This window comes from Fibrobacter sp. UWB15 (assembly GCF_900177705.1).
Lineage (GTDB): Bacteria > Fibrobacterota > Fibrobacteria > Fibrobacterales > Fibrobacteraceae > Fibrobacter.
Genome location: NZ_FXBA01000009.1, coordinates 90,357 through 105,030 on the forward strand (window position 1 = coordinate 90,357; position 14,674 = coordinate 105,030).

Annotated in this window: 13 protein-coding genes; 2 read left to right on the forward strand and 11 right to left on the reverse strand. The window is 52.7% G+C overall.

Annotated elements, in window-relative coordinates:
* Positions 1-12: 12 nt before the first annotated feature.
* Positions 13-1,224 (reverse strand): M18 family aminopeptidase, encoded by a 1,212-nt coding sequence (locus B9Y58_RS12030; RefSeq protein ID WP_085534932.1) that lies wholly within the window; start codon positions 1,222-1,224, stop codon positions 13-15.
* 96 nt (positions 1,225-1,320) lie between these two features.
* On the opposite strand from B9Y58_RS12030, the gene B9Y58_RS12035 reads away from it, so the two are divergent.
* Positions 1,321-2,328: an MlaD family protein gene (locus tag B9Y58_RS12035; protein WP_085534933.1), complete on the forward strand. Its 1,008-nt coding sequence runs from the start codon at positions 1,321-1,323 to the stop codon at positions 2,326-2,328.
* Positions 2,322-3,089, forward strand: a complete 768-nt coding sequence (locus tag B9Y58_RS12040) for a hypothetical protein (protein ID WP_085534934.1) — start codon at positions 2,322-2,324, stop codon at positions 3,087-3,089. Before B9Y58_RS12035 ends, B9Y58_RS12040 begins: the two co-directional genes overlap by 7 nt.
* Before the next feature lie 7 nt (positions 3,090-3,096).
* Here the strand turns inward: B9Y58_RS12040 and B9Y58_RS12045 are convergent, their stop codons facing one another.
* The 10 genes from B9Y58_RS12045 to B9Y58_RS12090 all read right to left on the reverse strand — a co-directional run bounded on the left by B9Y58_RS12045 (position 3,097) and on the right by B9Y58_RS12090 (position 14,551).
* A complete protein-coding gene (locus tag B9Y58_RS12045) occupies positions 3,097-3,993 on the reverse strand; it encodes a hypothetical protein (RefSeq protein ID WP_073057218.1) in 897 nt (298 codons plus the stop codon).
* 3 nt (positions 3,994-3,996) lie between these two features.
* Complete coding sequence (gene pyrF, locus B9Y58_RS12050; RefSeq protein ID WP_073057221.1) at positions 3,997-4,890, reverse strand: orotidine-5'-phosphate decarboxylase; 894 nt, start codon at positions 4,888-4,890, stop codon at positions 3,997-3,999.
* Positions 4,890-6,131, reverse strand: coding sequence for a TrmH family RNA methyltransferase (locus tag B9Y58_RS12055; RefSeq protein WP_073057224.1), 1,242 nt, complete (start codon positions 6,129-6,131; stop codon positions 4,890-4,892). Before B9Y58_RS12055 ends, pyrF begins: the two co-directional genes overlap by 1 nt.
* Positions 6,128-7,996, reverse strand: a complete 1,869-nt coding sequence (gene dxs, locus B9Y58_RS12060; protein ID WP_073057227.1) for a 1-deoxy-D-xylulose-5-phosphate synthase — start codon at positions 7,994-7,996, stop codon at positions 6,128-6,130. Before dxs ends, B9Y58_RS12055 begins: the two co-directional genes overlap by 4 nt.
* On the reverse strand, positions 7,996-8,883 hold the full coding sequence (locus B9Y58_RS12065; RefSeq protein WP_073057230.1) for a polyprenyl synthetase family protein: 888 nt from the start codon (positions 8,881-8,883) through the stop codon (positions 7,996-7,998). The genes dxs and B9Y58_RS12065 overlap by 1 nt, the downstream gene beginning before the upstream one ends.
* Before the next feature lie 138 nt (positions 8,884-9,021).
* Positions 9,022-10,710 (reverse strand): carboxypeptidase-like regulatory domain-containing protein, encoded by a 1,689-nt coding sequence (locus B9Y58_RS12070; protein WP_073057233.1) that lies wholly within the window; start codon positions 10,708-10,710, stop codon positions 9,022-9,024.
* Positions 10,707-11,549, reverse strand: a complete 843-nt coding sequence (locus B9Y58_RS12075) for a TIGR02147 family protein (protein WP_073057236.1) — start codon at positions 11,547-11,549, stop codon at positions 10,707-10,709. Before B9Y58_RS12075 ends, B9Y58_RS12070 begins: the two co-directional genes overlap by 4 nt.
* Positions 11,550-11,595: 46 nt before the next feature.
* Positions 11,596-12,030, reverse strand: coding sequence for a type 2 periplasmic-binding domain-containing protein (locus tag B9Y58_RS12080; protein ID WP_073057239.1), 435 nt, complete (start codon positions 12,028-12,030; stop codon positions 11,596-11,598).
* Positions 12,031-12,078: 48 nt separating this feature from the next.
* Entirely contained in the window at positions 12,079-13,368 is a 1,290-nt protein-coding gene (locus B9Y58_RS12085; RefSeq protein WP_233247955.1) for a GGDEF domain-containing protein, read from the reverse strand.
* Between the two features lie 163 nt (positions 13,369-13,531).
* A complete protein-coding gene (locus B9Y58_RS12090) occupies positions 13,532-14,551 on the reverse strand; it encodes a GDSL-type esterase/lipase family protein (protein ID WP_233247956.1) in 1,020 nt (339 codons plus the stop codon).
* Positions 14,552-14,674 lie beyond the last annotated feature (123 nt).

Here is a 14,674-nt window from a genome sequence, read left to right on the forward strand (position 1 = left end):
AACTATTTGAGGCTATTTCCAAAACGCAAAAAGCAGACTTGTCATTTTTTCGTGATCCTTGACCGCGGTCATCTCTCGAATACTGTGCATGCTGAGCATGGGCTCGCCAATGTCTACCGTCGGGATCCCGAGCGAGGCCGAAATGGCGGGGCCAACCGTCGAGCCGCAGGGCATATCGTTACGCATCACGAAAGTCTGGCACGGGACATTATTTTGTTCACAAAGCAGCTTGAAACGGGCGTTCGAAAACACGTCACTGGCATAGCGCTTTTGAGAATTCATCTTCAGTACCACGCCTCCACCCAGAACGGGAGCGTGGTTGGGTTCATGCTTTTGCACAAAGTTCGGGTGTTCGGCATGGGCCATGTCGATAGAAAGCGCAAGGCTTGCAGCAAGCATCGAATCCAGTTGAATTCTTTCGGCCGCACAATTTTCTCGCAGCGACAATTCCAACACACTTTTCAAGAAATTGCTTCCGGCACCTTCGCGGGTTTCGGAACCAACCTCTTCGTTATTGAAGAAGGCTGCCACCTGAAAGTCCTTTTCTAGGGGGTGGCCGGCAGCAAAGGCTTCGGCAATGGCGTGGCAACTGCTCAGGTTGTCAAGGCGACCCGAGTAAATCCATTCGTTTTCGAGTCCGCCAAACTGCGCAGGCTGCGCGTCAAAGAGCTGCACGTCAAAATCCAATAGTTTTCCGCCTTGCGGGACTTCCTGTTGTAATATATCTGTAAACTTTGTACCGACGCTTGCGGTCCACAAGGCGTTTAAATCGGTCTGCGGGTTCACTTTGAGACCGTCTTGGTTGACTCCTCGATTCAGGTGAACTGCCAGTTGCGGAATGCGGACAAATTTATTTCCACGGAACAACATTGTCTGGACTTTTTCGTTCATTTCATAGGCGAGTAATCCAGCGTAACCCAGGTCTCGATCCAGCCAGCTGGTGTAAATGGGGCTTCCGTAAATTTCAGGATGCAGTGTTTGAATTCCTGCGGCAACGTGATCAGGGTTGGGGGTGATTTTCAAAGTCGGGAAATCCGTATGGGCGAGGGCAATCCTAAACTGCGAGTCCGAACAAATTTGCATTGGAGCTCTTACGGCAATCAAGGCACCACCGCGTTCAAAAAAACGGGTGTTTTTTCCACATTTTGCGTCAAAAAGGGCCTTTAAGGCCTCTACCGTATGGTACGGAGTCACCGATTTGTTCAAAAATTCAAAGTATTCCATACCTAAAAAATAGATAATACATCGATTTGCAACTATTTCGCATACTTTTTTTTACTTAATGAATTTATTGACAAGTCTTTAATCTATATTCTTGACATGGCTTTTAAACCATTTAAGCGTATCAATTGGATGGAAATGTCCGGCCTCTTGGTCGGTATCTTCTTTGCCGTTGCCGTGATGGTTTTTGGCATTGTGCTTTATGCAAAGCTTTTCTCCTCCGGCATGATCGGTGTGGAAGAATACCACCTATATAGCCGCTTCGAAAAGGCATTCGGTCTTCGCCCGGGCACCCAAGTCCTGATTAGCGGTGTGAATGTGGGCCGTATCGACAGTATGACCGTCGAAGGGGAAGGTGTCAGGATCGGTTTTATTATCCGAAAGCAGTACCAGAGCTTGATTACAGATAGCGCCAAGGTGTTCGCCATGCGCGACCAAAACATGATTGCGGCGCGTGTGATTAACATTGACATTCGCCGTGGTAAAGGCACCGTATTGGAAGATGGCGGTTTTTTGCCACCAGAAGAGTCGCAGGATATCGAAACCGTCTTGGAAAAAGTGGACATGGTTCTGGGCCGCGTAAACGGTTTGATCGATGCTGCTGACACCATTCTCGGTATGGCCAAGGATACGGGTACAACCATTGGTGCTCTGTTTGGTTCCAGACTTTTGTACGACAACTTGAACCGTCAGCTCATGCGTCTTGACGATATTACTTACCAAGGCACAAAAGTTTTGCACCAGGCATCCGGTTTGTTCGATACTATCCAATATCACGTTCCGGTCTTGCTTGAAAAGGTGGATACCATTGCAACGACTGTCTCTGAAATGATGGTTGAGGTCAGGCCCTTGCCACAAAAGGTGGACAACGTGATGGGCCGCGTCGATGGCTTGATGGGTCAGGTGGATAAAACCTTTGGCCGTGTCGATGGACTCCTGAACGAGGTAAGCCTCGTTACTTCTGGACTTTCGGACTTTATGGAAGCAACGGAGCAGACGCTCCAGAATGCAGACGACTTGATGGCTGGCGTTTCGAACATGTGGATTGTGAAGCGTTCCATGCCTAACCAAGATTCCGTGCCCTTTATGGTGGAGACGTTATGGTAAAGTTTAAGACTGCCATTATCGCGCTCCTTGCCGCGGGATCCATTGCAAGTGCTTCCGATTCGGGCGTTTACTCGTTCCGTGCCCAAAGATCTTTAGACAAGGGCAAATTCGCAAAGGGCTACAACCAGCTCGAACGTGCCCTGCTTGCAAGCCGCAAAGAAGCAGACTTGCTTTCGGAAGGCCGCGTACTTGTCGCCATGGCGCAAATTCGTACCATGAGCCTCGACCTGGATTTTGCAGACTCGTTGCTCTCGGTCGTCCGCAAAGAAGTTTTGGACCAAGGAACGCTCTTGCAATACACGAAGGTTAAAATCAGCCTTCTGAACGCGCAGGAAAAATACCGGGAAGCCGCAAAGATTTGCAGCGCTTACGATGAAAAAGCTTTGAAAAAAGCCGAAGAAACGGCGCAGGCTGCCTTCTACGGAGAATGCGCTATTGCTTATGCGGCCGTCCGTAGCGACCGCGCTCCCGATGCTTTAAAAATGACCGGCAAGCGTTCCGACAAGAAGGGCGGATTCTACGCCTTTACCGCGGCTCGCATGGCCGACCTTTCCGGCAGCGGCGAAGCCGATTCCCTTTACCGCGTTGCCGAAGAAAAAGCCATCAAGGCTAATAAACCTTACAACACGGCGACCATTCTTTATCATCGTTCGCAATTGAAAAGCACTCCTAAAAACGAAGTAGCGGACTTGAAAGCCCGCTGCAGGAACGCTTTTGAACTGATGGGGCTTCCGAACAACGCCAAGCGCTGCGCGGAATAATTTCAACTTAATTTGCTGAACTGTCTGCCGGAGTATTGACTGCGGCTGTCGTATCGACGACCGTCGTTGTGTCGTTCGTTGCTGTAGAATCTGCAGCAGTTTCTTTTGCCTTGGCTTCTTCCGCGAGTTCTTCGTCTCGAATTTTCTTCATGGCAAGGAGTTCGTGGTAGACAACGGCCGGATGAATCTTGCCGTCAGCCATGCCGTCGACGAGAGTCTTGATTTTTTGGAAGGTCTCGTTCTTCTCTAAATCTTCGCCGAAGAAATTATAGCCGAGCAGCTTGGTAATCTTTGTGTAGAAGCTCTTGCGGAACTTCTTGAAGCGCGGTTGCATCACGTCGTTCAAGATGGTTTCGAGTGCCATTTCAGTCTGCATGGAGTCAAGTTCGAAGCTGCGGTAAATGGTACGAATGTGGTCAGGTATCGTCGTGTCCGGGCTATCGAAATACTTGCGCATCACATTAGCGGCTTCAGTCTTGTTCGGGTAAGGGCCACGGGCAAGGCGAAGCGCATAGTAAAGCGACAGGCGCCAGTTCTCGGGATACACGCGACTTGCGCGGCGCAGTACCGAGAAGTCCGAAGTATCAGGGGCATCGACAGGTGTCACGCCACCGACAAAGTAATACGGCGTATAGAACAAGGAGTCAAGGCTCGTAGAAAGTTCAGCCACATGACCGAGGTAGGCGTATTCCTTACCCGTCAAGTAACTTTCGCCAAGTTCCGTGAGACCTTTAATCCAGAAGAGACCGGCCACCGACGCGTCGTGCCCTGCAGCCACATAATGCACCGTCGATGCCTTCGGCAAGAATGACTCGTCGAAGTTTGTACCGGGAAGCGGCTTTGCGAAATGAAAAGCCGCTGCGATAACCGCGATAGCGAATATGATGACAGCAAGGAAACGCATAACTTAGAAGTTGCAGGCCTCTGCGAGTTTTTCGAGAGCGTCAACGCAATCGCTTGCGAAGTTTTCGGGCTTGCCGCTGCGCTGGTAGGCAAAGTTAAGTCCGCTCGAGCTGTTGAGCACGTGGAACTTGCGTTTGCCACCGCCGTTGGCGATTGCCGTAAGCACGGTCTTCGCGTCACCACCCTGACCGCCCGGAACACCAGGAATAGAAACACCCGGAATCAGGAACGGAATTTCGTGCTTATGTGCAACCGTGTAGGCGGTAATCTTTTCGAGTTCTTCAGGATGTGTTGCACCGACCACGGCACCGAGGTAGCCGAGGTTCGCGTCCCATTCCATAATCTTGTCAGCCACGGAATAGAAGGCTTCGGCGTTGTCGCGCGGGTCGTCGCTGCGGACCACCGGCAAGTCCTGGAAGTCATGGGCGCCCTTGTTGCTCGTGCGGAGCAAGACGTACGCACCGTTTTCGGAATTTTCGCGGATGAACGGGCCAACGGAATCGGCACCCATCCAAGGAGACACCGTCACGGCATCGGCCTTGTACACATCGTAAGCGGCAGTTGCGTAGGCCGCGCTCGACTTGCCGATATCACCGCGCTTTGCATCCAAAATAACGGGGATGCCGGCGCTCTTGTAGTCGGCAATCAGCTGCTGCAGCACGAGCATCGCCTGCACGCTCACGCATTCGTAGTAAGCGCTGTTCGGCTTGACTACGGCGGGCGTCACGTTACGCTTTAAACAGCATTCCAGAATTTCGGAATAAAAACGCTTAATCTTGTCTTCGGCAGTACCTTCAGGGCAGCACGGGTCGATCAACTTCATGACCGGATCCATGCCGAGGCAAATCGGGTTACCGCACTTGGCGATACGTTCTTCTAAACGAGCCTGGAAGTTCATTACTTAAGTTCCTCTTGAATCTGGGCGGCTTCGTAGCTCAAAATACCGTGAGCGACAGCGACGTTCAAGGATTCGAGTTCGCTGCTCATCGGGATCTTCACCGTTTCGTCGGCAAGTTCAATGAAGTACGGGTTGGTGCCAGCACCTTCGTTACCCACGAGGAATGCCATCTTGCGGAGCTTGTTCGTAGGAATCTGGCGTAGGGACTGCTTGGCATGCAAATCGGTTGCGATAATAGTGTAACCCTTGCTGCGCAAAAAGTTGATCTGGTCCACGAGATCCACGTCGAATTCAAAAGGCACGCGGAGGAAGGTTCCCGAGGAACCGCGCACCACCTTTGGGTTGAACGGGCTCACGGTGCCGCGGCCAAGAATCATACCGTCAGAGCCAAAGCCGAGGCTCGTGCGGAAAATCGTTCCGAGGTTACCCGGATCCTGCACGGCGTCCACAAGCGTAATCACGCTGCGGCTCGATTCATAAACCGGCTTCTTGCTTGCTATGCGGGCAACGGCAATCACGCCCTGTGTGGTCATGGTCGAAGACAGACGCTTCATCTGTTCATCGGTGAGCACGTTCAGTCTGATTTCGGCTTCGTTAATTTGTTCAATCAGGGCTTCGTCGTTAAAGGCTTCGGTCACATAGACGCCCATCACGAGTTCGCGGTGATTGCTCACGAGTTCCTGCACCACATGCACGCCTTCGCCAAGGAACTTGCCTTCGCGTTCGCGGCCCTTTTCGGTAGTGAGAGCCAAAAGCTTCTTGTACCAAGGCGGGTTGAAGTTGGAATCTTCGCTGGCTTCGGCCTGTGCCACGCGTGCTTCGAGTGCGGCTTCGTCCAATACTTCTTCGACTTCTTCTTTCTGTTCTTCGGGGCGCTGGCGGTAAATCGGAGCCCCTGCAGAAGCGAATTCGCGGCGCGGGCGACGGTCGCCACCAAAGCGACCCCTGTCACCGAACGGGCGGCGACCTTCGCGGCTTCCGAAGGAGCCACGGTCATCACCGTCGCGACGCGGACGGCGTTCACGGTCAAAGCGGCCTTCGCGGCGGTCGCCACGATCGCGGTCACCAAACGGCTTACGGTCGCCAAACTTACGTTCGCCACGGTCAAAAGAACGGCCTTCGCGGCCACCGCGTTCTTCACGGTCATCGTCGCGGCGCGGACGACGTTCAGGCTTTTCGCTCACTCCGAACTTACGGTCCAGAGTCACTTTTACGGTGCGGTTTTTATTTTCTTCGCTCATACTTTTTCCATGATTTGTTTGGCGACGGATTCCCCGTCAATTTTCAAAAGCTTGAACAAGGCAGGAATTTCGCCCTGTTCCACAAAATGATCCGGCAGGCCAAAGCGCAACAGGCGCTTGCCTTCGAGTCCGAGATCTGCAATAAGTTCAGCCACGGCAGAACCGAAACCGCCTACCAGCGTGTTGTCTTCAAGCGTCACAATCACCTTGTGGGCGTCAAAGAGTTTGCGGTAAGCCTCGGTATCCAGCGGCTTGATAATGCGTGCATCCACGACCGTCGGGTTCTTGCCGTTTTCGCGGAGAACGGCAGCCGTCTTCTTGAGTTCGTTCGTCATGAATCCTGCACCCAGGAGCAAGATGTCCTTGCCTTCTTCCAGAACCTTCGGGAGCTTCACGTCCACGGTTTCGGGAGCGGGTTTCAGGTGTTCTTCCAGTGCGGTCCCGCGCGGATATCGGATTGCGACAGGGCCCTTCATGTCGATAGACGCGCGCACCATGTCGCGCAGTTCGTTTTCGTTGCTCGGCGCCAAGATGGTGATACCCGGCACCGTGCGCAAGAATGACAAGTCGAACGCGCCATGGTGGGTCGGGCCATCGGCACCGACCAGGCCCGCACGGTCAAGCACCATCACCACATGCAAGTTCTGCAAGGCGATGTCGTGCATAATCTGGTCGTAGGCGCGCTGCATAAAGCTCGAATAAATCGCGACCACCGGAACCACGCCGTCGCAGGCAAGGCCCGAAGCAAACGTGAGTGCATGTTCTTCGGCAATGCCCACGTCAATCACGCGGTCCGGAAGTTCCTTCGCCACAATGTCCATACCGCAACCGGTAGGCATGGCAGCCGTAATGCCGATAATGCGGTCATCCTTCTTCGCGAGTTCAAGCAACGTCTGCCCGAACACATGCGTGAGTGACGGGTTCGGCTTTCCCGGAGCAAGCGGGAGTCCGCTTTCGGGGTCGAAAGGTCCAATGCCGTGCCACTTGGTCGGGTTCTTCACGGCTGCATCAAGCCCGCGTCCCTTTTCGGTCAAGATATGCACCAGGCACGGGCCCGGCTGTTCCTTGACGCGCTGCAACAGCATAATCAGTTCGTTAATGTCGTGACCATCGATCGGGCCAAAATAACGGATGCCTAAATCTTCAAAGAAGCGTCCCGGCTTTACCGCAGTCTTCGCGGCGCGTTCCGCCTGCAGGAACAAGTCACGGAAACGCGATCCCAAAATTCCCGGAAGGCGCTTCATCAGGCGGTCCAAGTCCGAACGCATCTTGTTGTAGACCGGGTCCGAAATCACGCGGTTCAGGTACTTGCTGAAGTTACCCACGTTGGGGGCGATGCTCATCTTGTTGTCATTCAAGATGATGGTCATGTTCTGCTTCGAAAGACCGGCGTTGTTGATGGCTTCGTAAGCCATACCGCCCGTCATGGAGCCGTCACCGATGACTGCGACCACGCTGTTCTTGCGCTTGAAGTGGTCGCGCGCCACGGCAAAGCCGAGGGCGGCAGAAATAGAGGTCGTCGCGTGTCCGGCGCCGTAGCAGTCGTACTCGCTTTCGTTCCTCTTCAAGAATCCGGAAATGCCTCCCTGCTGGCGAAGCGTCTCGAAACGGTCGAAACGTCCCGTCAAAAGCTTGTGCACGTAAGCTTGGTGCCCTACGTCCCACACGATTTTATCGTCAGGAGCATTGAACACGTAATGCAAGGCAAGCGTCAGTTCCACGACACCCAGGCTAGAAGCCAGGTGACCGCCATGCTTCGCCACTTGACCGATGATGGTCTCGCGGATCTGCGACGCCAGGTGATAAAGCTCCTCGACAGAGCAATGCTTTATGTCCTGGGGGGACTTGATATTCTTAAGGTCCATTAGTTAACCCTGGTAATGATGAATGCGGCAATGGAGCGCAGAATCGTGGTGTCGCACTTGAGGCCATCCAAAGCCTTGAGCGATTCCTCGTACAGTTCGTGTGCACGCTCGCGGGACTTGTCGAGACCCACGAGAGCCGGGTATGTCGCCTTCCCCTTTTCGATGTCGGAACCGGCATCCTTGCCCAGTTCTTCGGTCGTAGAAACAATGTCCAGAATGTCGTCCACAATCTGGAATGCAAGGCCGATGGCGCGGCCGTAGTCGCGGATAGCCTCGATAGACTTGTCGTCGGCACCGGCAAGCATCGCACCCACCTGGAGAGCCGCCTCGATGAGGGCCGCCGTCTTGTGGTAATGGATGTAATCAACCGTATCAAGGTCCACCTTCTTGCCTTCACACTCGATGTCGATCATTTCGCCACCGATAAGGCCGTAGGTGCTGAGCAGGTGCGCAAGCACTTCGATCGCCTTCGCATTGCCCGTCTTGCCCATCAGTTCAAAAGCCAAAACGCAAAGGGCATCGCCCGCCATGACGGCGGTGGCTTCGCCGAACTGCTTATGGCTCGTGGGCTTTCCGCGCCTAAAGTCATCGTTGTCGATGCAGGGCAGGTCATCGTGAATGAGGGAGAAGGTGTGAATCATTTCAAGGGCGCTCATGGCGTAGTCCACCGATTCGCCCTTGCCGCCGAACATGTCGAATGCAGCACGCACCAGTGCCGGGCGGAGCCTCTTGCCGCCTGCAAACATCGAATAACGCATCGCCTCGTGGAGCCTTTTCGGACGGTCGGCTACGGGCGGCAAAAATTCATCAAACTTCTTTTCCGCTTCTTTTGAGATGCGGGACAGGTAATCGAGGGCAACAGCCGCTTCTTTTTCAAGGGTTTCCATATAACCCCAAAGATACTTAATTTCGCGATTGTATACAAGACTAAACACACCGAAACAAGGCCTCAAGATGCGAAAAAACACATAAAAAAACCGCCCTTTTAAGGCGGCTTTTACTTGTAAGAAAATTGTATTTGTTCCTTAGAACAGAGCACCGTAAATCGTCACGTTGTCGATGTAGAATTCGGTGCCGTCCTGCGGGAAAATGTGGAGCTGCTTGACCAAGTATTTTACGCCGCTCCAAGAGGTAAAGCAAGTTTCCGTCTTGGCGTTTCCGACACAGAGTTCAGCTGGGTTCACGTTAATGTGTTGCCATTCATCATTGATAGGTATCCAATCAGTAGCGGCCTTCAGGCTCTTGGTGTCGTTGATGTAGTTTTCAAGCGAAAGGCGAATGTTGCCATCGCCCTTGACGTCGAACACGACGGAATCGATCGCGGAGAAATTCATCTCGTGTTCGAAGGTCGTTCCGACAAGCACCCAGGCGTAATCGTCATCGGCAAGCTTGTATTCGCCATGGAACACTTTAGACTTGCGGGTAGAATCGTACACAATGCCGTCAGCCACGTTCTTTGCCAAAGGCGTAAGCGTCGTACCCTTGAAGAGCGCGTCCGTATTCACGTACCAACTCTTGATACCGTCTTCGAAGTCCTGAAGCACCATGACCGGGTTCGAGAACTTAGTGCTATACGGATCAGCAATGGTTTTCCATTCTGCATAAAGGCTGTTGGCGCTGTCCGGCATCACAATGTAGATACCGAGCGAATCCTTAGCAGGCACGCTGGGCAGCACATAGGAGCCAACATTATTTGTCTTGACCAACAAATCGAGACCGTAAACGCCTACCCACAGGAATTCTTCACCGGTACGGAGCGTTACTTTGCTCGAAATAGAGGCGGTCGCTTCCAGGCGGAGCGTGTCGAGCTTCGCGAGGTCCTTGGCCTTGTAGACTTTGGAGTATGCAAATCCGTCCTTGGTAACCGTCAGGCGGTAATTGCCCGAGTCGGGCCATTCCATTTCAAAACGGCCATTCTTGTCGGTTCGCAGGTCAGATTCCACCATCGTGTTCTGCACGGCGTAATCCTCAACCTTGGCATCGGCGGCGCGCAGGGCGACCGTTGCATACGTTGCCGGAGTTCCGTCCTTGAGCAAAGCCAAGACCTGCAGCAGCTTTTCAGGTTCAACCGTATCCTCCGGAGTCGTATCTTCAGGGGCCGCGGTTTCGCGGTAATCCTGCATAATCGATTCCATCGGAGATACAAAGAGGTCCTTTTCGCCCAAGCTCTTGTCGAAGTCCTCGTTCACGAAGTACAGCTGCAAGGAGTCATTGGCCGGAATAGACGAAAGCGCGAACCAACCGGATTCATCGGTCTTCACCAAGACATCGGTACCCACGATACCGACCCATACCGTAGACGAACCTTCAGGAACATCCACGACACCCGCAAGAACGGCGGTCGGTTCCAAACGAACCGTATCGACTGAGGCAAACGATTCTGAAGTTACCACCTTGGAGTAGGCCGCCCCTGCATGGGTAACCGTCAAACGGTATTCACCATTTTCGGGAACTTTGATATCGAAATGCCCTTTTTCGTCGGCATATTCATCGGCAACAATGAGAGCGTTCTCTTCGACAGCCTCGGACGCCTTAAAGTTTACTTTGCGCAATGCGACGGCTGCATAAGGTGCTGCGGCGCCATCGACCAATGCGACCGGAGATCCGTTAGTAGTAATACTACCTGGACCGCCAGCAACGTCTTTGTTAGAACACGCTACCAAACCCGCTGCGGTCAGCGAGAGCAAAGGCAAAAGAAAGAGCGATTTTCTCATTTTTCTTTCTCCTTTTCCTTCAAGGGCTTGGTAAACGCTAACGGGAACATCTGGATGTTCAACTGGAATACAGTATCGTCATCCGTTCCTTCCTGGGATAAACGTAGTAAATCTTCGCGGAAAGCGTTAATCTTTTCGCGCAGGAGCTGGATATCGTCCATGCAAAAAGTCATGGTGACCGTGCTAATGTCCCTGAGGAACGGCTGATGTCTGTCCAGGGATTCGTCGGCAAGGCGGATTGTTTCGTGCTGGAATGCACGTACGGCCTGAGAACGCCAGTTTCCCCCCGTCGAGACAAAGGTGTCGTTCACCTTCCAGTAGCCGTCGCGGTCGGTCGAAATCATGTTGAGGTCGGCCAGCAATTTCACGGCGTCGCGGGCTTCACGCTCGGTAATGTTCGGGGTGCAGCTTTCGGCGAGTCCCTGGTAGTCGTCCTTGAACTTGCAAATGCCAATGATCGAACGTATTGCGTTGTAATACCAGTGGCGGTAGAACTCCAGTTCCTTCTTTTGCAACAACTTAAGAGAAACTCCCTTCAGGGCCTGCATGCGTTCGTAGTGTTGCAGGGCGTCGGCGTCGGTCTTGGCACGGCCGAAATACACCATTTCGGCCCAATAATCGGCTTCTTTACCTTCAAGTTCGAAGAATTCTGCTGCGGGCTTAATCAGACTAAGGGGCAAGTGGATCTTGCCCTGCGATACGCGAAGGAGGTTGCCGGGATCAGCGCCCATTTTCATGGCCATGTAACGCCATGAGATGACAGTCTTACGCTGCTTAAAATCCTCAAAAGCATCCCTCAACCATTCGCGATAGTCCGTATATTCAAAAATCTTCTTCATAACTATAAAGATAAATCATTGACTATCAAAAGCCTATGGCAGAGGATTAATCTCCGTTGTGGAAGTTTACAACGATTTTACAATCCGCATCGCAGGTCGCTTCCCACCGGCATTCCGGCTTATCCATTATGGATAAATCCCTGCAAATTCCGTCAAATTTGAGGATTTCCGGGTTTTCAGGGCTTCGGCTATAGGTGACTTCGTAGCTAAGTTCGCCGGCAGTCGAAGCCTGCACCGCTGGCTCGGCCATCAGGCGCGCCGTGAGCAAAATCACACACTCGTCCTTGCGGGGCATCTGGGTTTCATCTTCGCCTTCGGCCAGGTTCCAACGAATCTGAATAGGCTTGAAATCAACCTCAGGTTCCTTCTTGGCGCAACTGAATAATAGGAGGATAAGAAAAGCCAAGAGCACGCAGCTTCGCTGCTTTGAACTATGAGCGCGGGGCTTACGCCCCTTTGAGGTCTTAAGAAAACATTTCACGATAAAACTCACCGCTCAAAGCCCCCATGGGGGCGTCCTCATACCTCATCACCTGGTATGGCGGAAGGTCGCGCTCGTGACGCGGTTACGTCCATTTTCCTTGGAGGCGTAAAGGGCCTTGTCGGCGCGTTCGAACAGGCGCTTCGGGTCTTCGCCGGCAATCATTTCTGCAATACCGAAGGAGCAGGTAATCTTCTGCTGCTTGATGAGCTGCGTATTCTCGATAGCCATACGGAGCTTTTCGGCAAGGAACTGGGCGTTCTGGATAGGCGTGTCGCCGCAAAGAATCACGAATTCTTCGCCACCCCAACGCACCAGGGCGTCGGTGTTGCGGATTTTGCTCTGGATGAGCTTGGCGAGGTTCACCAGAACTTCGTCACCTACCATGTGGCCGTAAGTGTCGTTCACGTGCTTGAAGTGGTCAATATCCAGAATCACAAACGACACGGGGCTGTCGTTCTTTTGCAGATTTTCTTGTTCGCGCATGAGCACGCTACTGAAGCCCGCACGGTTTAGGCAGCCCGTAAGCGGGTCTTCCTTGCTGGACTTCTCGTATTCGGTCTTTTCGATTTCCAGGGCGCGCAGGTTCTTTTCCAGTTCTTCACGCTTTTTCCTGCTGGCCGTACGTTCGCGGCTATAATCGAAGAAGCGGATCATGAGAATCACGAAGAAGGTGATGAACCAGAGGGCCACGAGTGCCGTCGAAAGCTCTGCCTTCGAAATCTTCTTGCCCTTGAAGCAGAGGCCCTTGATTTCGAGCGTTCCGTAACCTAACGGAGCATTGGTGCCCGTTTGGATTTCGATCAGGGGAACGTTAGAAAGGTCCACCCTTGCATTGTGGACGTTGATTTCGTTCTGAGCCACCCACCAGCCTGCTACGCGGAATTCCTGCGGAACGAATACGGCGGGGTAGGTTTCTTCGAGAGGGAAGAATTCAATTTCGTTGAACTTGAGGGACTGTTCGTCGTCGGGGCGGGAAAAGGTGCTGTCGTAGCTGCGCATGTAGAGACGCACGGTGCCTTCGCCACGGGGCTTTACCCAGACAAATATGCTGTCGAACTTGGAAAGGTCCTTGCCGCGGGTCTTGCCGTCGCCCAAAAAGATCTTGACGCCCACATAAGGGTAGGCGTAGCCTTCCTTAAGTTCGTAGTCCACGATGATGGAAGAATCGGTACGGGAAAGCTTGACCGCTGAAGCTCCGCCGTCAGCAGAGTCCGTTTCGGCAATGAGGTACGGATAGTCGTGCAGGTACAAAGGCTCAATAACGTCTAGTCCATTCTGATGTGCAAAAAGTGCTATGACCGTAATTGCCAAAAGCACAAAAATCAGAATATTCATCCTGAACAAAACGTATATCTTCTCAAGTATCCTAGACATAGGTGTAACCTGCCAAAATCCTCAAATTAAATATACAAAAAACGCCCAAAAAGCAACATTTACTCTTTAAAAGTGTGCGCTTCATAACGCGAATATGCCAAAAAAGTGGTGCTTGCAATAAAAATTAGCGGGAAAGCCACCTTCCGAGGCGTCCAATTACGGGTCGAATTGCCTTTGCCATGTCTTCGTGGGAATGTATGTCAGGGTGTCCCAGGAGTCCCACATTTGCCGTCGTGAGGGTCATGAACTCCAAATCGGACTTGCCGGCGGCCCTTTGGGCGTCGTAAATCGCCTTTACGGTGGGGGTCAAGTCGTCATTGGGCCATACCTTGGTGGACAAAAGCAGGAACTTGACGCCCGGATGGGCCTTGCGGAGCTTGTCCAGAAGTTCGGCGTAGGCCTTCTTGAAGGCATCATGCTTTGCGTAGGGCGGGTTTCCCTGGAAGTCGTTGATTCCGATAAAAAGGACTATGACATGAGGATGGAATGAGGCAAAATCGTAGCGGAGGGAGGATTCCGCAATATTGTTGGCGATGTCGCCAGGGGCTTCACCGGGGACGGTGAATTCGTATAGGCGGGGGATAGGCCATTCCGGCACGATATTGTCGTAGTTGCGTACGAGGCCGCGTCCGCTGAAGGCGTTGACCTGGAAATCGGCCTTGTAACCGTCGGCAATCAGAAACGCGAAACTCTTGGAGGCGTTCGTCTTTTCGAACACCAAGGATTCATCCTGGCCGTTCTGGCCTTCGTCACCGAATCCTACCGTAAAGGAGTCGCCGATGAATTCAATGCGTCGGTTGGACGGTTTCGGCGGTTCCTCGAACTTGCCTGATTTGTCGGTGGCTACTCTGTATAGGTGAACGCCACCGGGATTGCTTTCGCTGATTTTAATCAGGCGATAAGTATGTGAACCTGCACTGCCGGTTGTTTTTACTTTATACACATTTTTGGAATTTGTCGTGAATACGGCAATTTCCTTACCGTCTTCGTCGACGCGGAATCTGGCTTCGCCTTCCAGTTCAAATTCCAAGGATTTTGCCGTCGCCTTGAACTGCACCATGGCAGCCGGAGCACTTGTACGGCTGTATTCCTTGCCGTGTTCCCAACGGCCGGTAAACAACAGGTTTTTCGAAAAATCGTTCACGGAGACCTCCGCTCCAAAAGAAAATACGGACAGCAGGGCGATACCCGCCAAAGATGATTTAACCCTATTCAAACAACGCATGGGGAAAATAGTAGTAAAATAGTAGGCAGTAGGAAGTAGACT

Excerpts from the sequence above, each read along its gene's own strand:
- B9Y58_RS12030 (WP_085534932.1), bottom strand. The coding sequence starts at position 1,224 with ATGGAATACTTTGAATTTTTGAACAAATCGGTGACTCCGTACCATACG.
- B9Y58_RS12035 (WP_085534933.1), top strand. The coding sequence starts at position 1,321 with ATGGCTTTTAAACCATTTAAGCGTATCAATTGGATGGAAATGTCCGGC.
- B9Y58_RS12040 (WP_085534934.1), top strand. The coding sequence starts at position 2,322 with ATGGTAAAGTTTAAGACTGCCATTATCGCGCTCCTTGCCGCGGGATCC.
- B9Y58_RS12045 (WP_073057218.1), bottom strand. The coding sequence starts at position 3,993 with ATGCGTTTCCTTGCTGTCATCATATTCGCTATCGCGGTTATCGCAGCG.
- pyrF (WP_073057221.1), bottom strand. The coding sequence starts at position 4,890 with ATGAACTTCCAGGCTCGTTTAGAAGAACGTATCGCCAAGTGCGGTAAC.
- B9Y58_RS12055 (WP_073057224.1), bottom strand. The coding sequence starts at position 6,131 with ATGAGCGAAGAAAATAAAAACCGCACCGTAAAAGTGACTCTGGACCGT.
- dxs (WP_073057227.1), bottom strand. The coding sequence starts at position 7,996 with ATGGACCTTAAGAATATCAAGTCCCCCCAGGACATAAAGCATTGCTCT.
- B9Y58_RS12065 (WP_073057230.1), bottom strand. The coding sequence starts at position 8,883 with ATGGAAACCCTTGAAAAAGAAGCGGCTGTTGCCCTCGATTACCTGTCC.
- B9Y58_RS12070 (WP_073057233.1), bottom strand. The coding sequence starts at position 10,710 with ATGAGAAAATCGCTCTTTCTTTTGCCTTTGCTCTCGCTGACCGCAGCG.
- B9Y58_RS12075 (WP_073057236.1), bottom strand. The coding sequence starts at position 11,549 with ATGAAGAAGATTTTTGAATATACGGACTATCGCGAATGGTTGAGGGAT.
- B9Y58_RS12085 (WP_233247955.1), bottom strand. The coding sequence starts at position 13,368 with ATGAATATTCTGATTTTTGTGCTTTTGGCAATTACGGTCATAGCACTT.